This is a genomic window from Vibrio sp. 10N.261.52.C11, from assembly GCF_041471405.1.
Lineage (GTDB): Bacteria > Pseudomonadota > Gammaproteobacteria > Enterobacterales > Vibrionaceae > Vibrio > Vibrio crassostreae_C.
In genome coordinates, this window is sequence record NZ_JBFROI010000132.1 from 1 (window position 1) to 4,561 (window position 4,561).

Genomic DNA, 4,561 nt, shown 5'->3' on the forward strand with positions numbered 1-4,561 from the left:
TTTACTTTAATTGGTATGAGGTGACTCGAGCATGATTTCAAACGTATATAGCTTTAAGTTTAGCATTCAGATACTCGAGCCATACGCGCTGTAGATGTTTCCTTTATTAAGTGAGCGGCTCTCAGTATTAGTTAACAGCCTTTCGGCTACGAAATCTGACTTCTGCTCTATCTGTGAATCTATAGGATACGTGTAATTAGGGCTCTATCATGGAGGCTTCTCTTAAGAACGCTAGAGCTCATAATGAGTCGACTTAATGTCTCTTGTTATGCATTGAGCTTAAAACCACTCTCGATGGTATTGAGCGACTCGTTCTAAGTACTTCAAAGGGTGAAAGTAGGCTAGATTCAGCTTAAAGGTGAGAGTCGCTAAGTGTGTTCCCAAGTGGTGCCTGAGGGGTATATAAGCTAAGAAATAGAGCATCCCTCGTATTCGTGAAGTGACGTTTATCACCCTGCGGATTTAGATTCTTTGGTTCTAGGTGCTGGTATATTAGGGGTTACCACTCTGTCTTCGATTTTGATGTGTTTGTTGACTCGATATTAATCAGTCGTGTTGACCGTTTTGCTCTGAGCATATTGATTTCTTGCTGGTTAGTTCAAGCTATGTTTTGGTTATTGCGACTAAGATGAAGCTAGAAGGTCACTACTGTTTGCTTAGTAGAAATAAAAATCCCCCAAATCATTGGCGGATAGTTTTGTGATTCTTTTCAGAATTAGATAAAGCCTTAAACCTAATGGGTCGAATTATGAAATTGAGTTTTAACTTTGAAGATGCGAGCCAGATCTTTGTGGGATCTTTTGCCTTGGCCGTGCCGATTTCTTTTTCTGAAGAGGCTTGGAAGTTAGGGGAGACTTTACCTACCGCTAATCTATTGCTGCTATTTTTACTGTCTGCGGTGTTCTTAGGCTTCTATACGTATGAGAGTGTCTTTCAAAAAGATGTTGTTGCTCGGTTGCCGGTGTTTATTTTCAGAATAGTGATTGCTTATGTTATGACGGCATTGGTCGTTGCTTTGGTACTGACTTGCCTGGACAAATTACCTCTATTGAGTGATCCCGTCGTATCGATCAAAAGAGTGATTGTTATTTCAATGCCAGCCTCTATGGGCGCTATTGTAGTGGATAGTTTTGATAAAGAGTAATCTGTGTATCAATTTGGATTGAAGTGTCTTACAGAGCTTTTCAGCGCTTACTTGATTCGTTATTTAGCTTTCTTACCTCCAAACTTAGTATTGATTTTTTCAACCGATCTCCTAGTCAATAAAATGAGTAGCAACGTACTGTGACTGACTCTTACGTGAATGTGTCGTTTGTTGTTGGGAGATTTTGAAGAGCATTAAGTAGCGAAGATTTGTAGCTTTGGAAGGATATAAAAACGGTTGGTTTCTGAATTGAATATGGTATTTGAAAGGTGAGGGTAGTTGTATTAATAAGTTAGGATCTTTAGATGCAAAAAAGCCGCATCAATGATGCGGCTTCTTTTAATTGGCTCCCCTTGCAAGACTTGAACTTGCGACATACGGATTAACAGTCCGCCGTTCTACCAACTGAACTAAAGGGGAATTGATTGTTTAGTCTCTAATCAAGAGAATGGTGCCGACTACCGGAATCGAACTGGTGACCTACTGATTACAAGTCAGTTGCTCTACCTACTGAGCTAAGTCGGCATCATGAATCAAAAAGCTTATGCTTGATGATTAACTTGGCTCCCCTTGCAAGACTTGAACTTGCGACATACGGATTAACAGTCCGCCGTTCTACCAACTGAACTAAAGGGGAATTATTCTTAAAGCTTTAAAGAAATGGTGCCGACTACCGGAGTCGAACTGGTGACCTACTGATTACAAGTCAGTTGCTCTACCTACTGAGCTAAGTCGGCACATAATATTTCTTTGTGCTTTACTGTTGTTGTCTAAGACACCAACAAATAAATTGTGGTGCCCGGAGGCGGAATCGAACCACCGACACGAGGATTTTCAATCCTCTGCTCTACCGACTGAGCTATCCGGGCGACGAGGTGTATTAAACGTGTTTTCGCGTTCTGGGTCAACATTAAATTGCAAAAAAAGTATCGTTTGATGTTTTTCTATACTTAGTGGGTTGTTTTTGCTCATTTGGGGTGAAAAACCTAGGTCTAGCATGCCCTAAAAGATAGTAAAACTACGGTTAACTACACTGAATGGGCGCCGAAATAAAAAAAGCACGTATGAAAACGTGCTTTTTTATTTGAAAATTTTCTAGGGAGTTTAGTGTTTTACTTCAAACCTATTAACCCAAGCTTCTAATTCGTTGGAAAGAGAGGCAAGAGTTTGGGTGCTGTTATGACTTTCTGTTACGACATTGCTCAGTTGGTTACCGCTCTCTTCGATCATATTGATACGCTTCGATATATCATCGCTCACCTGAGTCTGCTCAGCGGCCGCTGTTGCGATTTGATGACTCATTGATGAAATGGACTCTAATGCGACAACAATCTGTTGTAGTGCTTCAGAGGCGTTTTGAGACTCTGTTACGGTGCTTTCACTGGTCGCGGCACACACTTCCATGGTTTGAATTGCGTTGCGAGATCCCTCTTGAAGGTTATTAATCATTAATTGGATTTCTTTTGTGCTCGATTGTGTTCTGCCTGCAAGGTTACGAACCTCATCTGCTACAACAGCAAATCCACGACCTTGTTCGCCAGCTCGAGCCGCTTCAATGGCTGCATTTAGTGCCAATAGGTTAGTTTGCTCCGCTATATCACCAATCACATCCAATACTTTTGCAATGTTGTTTACATCGTTATCTAGGTTAGCGACAGCTTCGCTTGCTGTGCCTAGTTGGCCTGCTAAGCCTTGAATGTTATCTACTGTGTTGTGAATGAGTTGTTGGGTATGCTGGCTCTGTTTGTCGGCCTCGTCGGTGTTGCGCGCGGTATCGCTAGCTGAAGCAGCTACGTTATTGGCTGAAGAGGCCATCTCGGTCATTGCTGTCGCGATCATCTCTGTTGATTGCTGTTGGGTGTCTGTCAGTTGACCAATTGACCCAGCGCGATCTTCTACGCGCTGCAGTTCGCCTCTTAATGCCAGCATTGAAGCGTCAAGGTTTGATACTAGCTCAGCCAATGACTTACTCATTTGTTGTACGGCGTGATAGATACTGCCGTCAATTGCCTGAGTTTCGAAAGAGGTTTGAATTCGACCTTGTGCTACGGCTTGTACTGCTTCTCGTACGTCTTTAGGTTCGCCGCCAAGAAGCGCTAGCATGCGTTTAATGGATACAATTAGGCTCGCCAGAATAAGACCAGCAATCACGACACAAAGGAATAGCTGCCATTGAGCAGTAGACCAAAAACGAGCGTTAACTTCATTGAACCCGATACCAGTGCCGACAACCCAACCCCAATGTGGCGTTTTCTCTGCAATAGACAGTTTTTCTTCAATCGTTCCATCTGGCAGTTTTTGTGTCCAGGTGTACTCAATGATCTCGCCAGTACGATTACCAAGTACTCTTTGGATTAGCTGCCCAACACTATTGCCGTCGCCATCTTTAAAGTCGTTAAAACTGGTTCCGTGCAGTTGAGGATCTAATGGTGTCGCGATAAACGTCATGTTCTCATCGGCTACGTAAACATATTCATTATCTTTATAGATGTTGTTGCGTAGAAGGCGAGTAGCTAGTTGCTTGGCTTGCTCTTCTTCTAGTGTGCCATCAATCGCCATTTTTTCGACTTCAGTAAGAATGCTGTATGCGCTCTTAAACAGCTCTGTTACGCGAGCTTTGTTGTCCATGTTGCTAGCAACTCTTAAGGTCCATAAGCCTGTAGCCGTCAGTGCTAGCAGGGCGATCAAGATGATGCCCGATAATAAGTAAGCTTGCGTTTTTAGTTTCATATTTCCCCGCGCAGCGATTCAATAATTAGTATTAGGTATAATTCATCGAATCTTAATCTAAGTGGTGTAAGGCAGATATTAGAAAGACATCAAAGTATGATAGGGATTAAATTTTCGAAGAAAAAAAAGTAACAGGACTTGGTTCTATTTGTTTTAATGTGAATATTAGCGGGTCATGAACTTTATAAGGCGTTGGTTCTGTTGTAGTGGATATGCTTTATAGAACTTAGAATCAACTGCTGTAGTAAGAGTACTAAAAGGAGATAACTCAATTTATCGAGACTGATTAAGAGTTAGTGAGGAGCTGATGTGTATATTGAATAGAGTTTGTTTTTGTTCAAACGAAAAAAAGCCAAGTCTTTCGACTTGGCTTTCTTGAATGTGGCTCCCCTTGCAAGACTTGAACTTGCGACATACGGATTAACAGTCCGCCGTTCTACCAACTGAACTAAAGGGGAATTATTTGTGTCAACATCAGGTCTATAAAGACCATTATTTGTTAAGTACCAAATAATGGTGCCTCGAGGCGGAATCGAACCACCGACACGCGGATTTTCAATCCGCTGCTCTACCGACTGAGCTATCGAGGCAAAAGAATGGTGCCGACTACCGGAGTCGAACTGGTGACCTACTGATTACAAGTCAGTTGCTCTACCTACTGAGCTAAGTCGGCACACTAAATTCTTT

Annotated in this window: 2 protein-coding genes and 8 tRNA genes; 1 reads left to right on the forward strand and 9 read right to left on the reverse strand. The window is 42.2% G+C overall.

The window, feature by feature from the left end; genetic code table 11:
• The first annotated feature begins 748 nt into the window (after positions 1 to 748).
• Positions 749 to 1,144, forward strand: coding sequence for a DUF2391 family protein (locus tag AB4323_RS24280; protein ID WP_017060180.1), 396 nt, complete (start codon positions 749 to 751; stop codon positions 1,142 to 1,144).
• Between the two features lie 344 nt (positions 1,145 to 1,488).
• On the opposite strand, the gene AB4323_RS24285 is transcribed toward AB4323_RS24280, so the two are convergent.
• The 9 genes from AB4323_RS24285 to AB4323_RS24325 all read right to left on the reverse strand — a co-directional run bounded on the left by AB4323_RS24285 (position 1,489) and on the right by AB4323_RS24325 (position 4,547).
• Positions 1,489 to 1,564 (reverse strand) — tRNA-Asn (locus AB4323_RS24285).
• 29 nt (positions 1,565 to 1,593) lie between these two features.
• A tRNA-Thr gene (locus tag AB4323_RS24290) sits at positions 1,594 to 1,669 on the reverse strand.
• Positions 1,670 to 1,705: 36 nt separating this feature from the next.
• Positions 1,706 to 1,781 (reverse strand) — tRNA-Asn (locus tag AB4323_RS24295).
• Positions 1,782 to 1,805: 24 nt separating this feature from the next.
• Positions 1,806 to 1,881 (reverse strand) — tRNA-Thr (locus AB4323_RS24300).
• A 56-nt stretch (positions 1,882 to 1,937) separates the two neighbouring features.
• Positions 1,938 to 2,013: transfer RNA gene (locus tag AB4323_RS24305), tRNA-Phe, on the reverse strand.
• A 235-nt stretch (positions 2,014 to 2,248) separates the two neighbouring features.
• Entirely contained in the window at positions 2,249 to 3,874 is a 1,626-nt protein-coding gene (locus AB4323_RS24310; protein ID WP_017062210.1) for a methyl-accepting chemotaxis protein, read from the reverse strand.
• Between the two features lie 382 nt (positions 3,875 to 4,256).
• Positions 4,257 to 4,332, reverse strand: a tRNA-Asn gene (locus AB4323_RS24315).
• 56 nt (positions 4,333 to 4,388) lie between these two features.
• Positions 4,389 to 4,464: transfer RNA gene (locus tag AB4323_RS24320), tRNA-Phe, on the reverse strand.
• A gap of 7 nt (positions 4,465 to 4,471) precedes the next feature.
• Positions 4,472 to 4,547, reverse strand: a tRNA-Thr gene (locus AB4323_RS24325).
• Positions 4,548 to 4,561 lie beyond the last annotated feature (14 nt).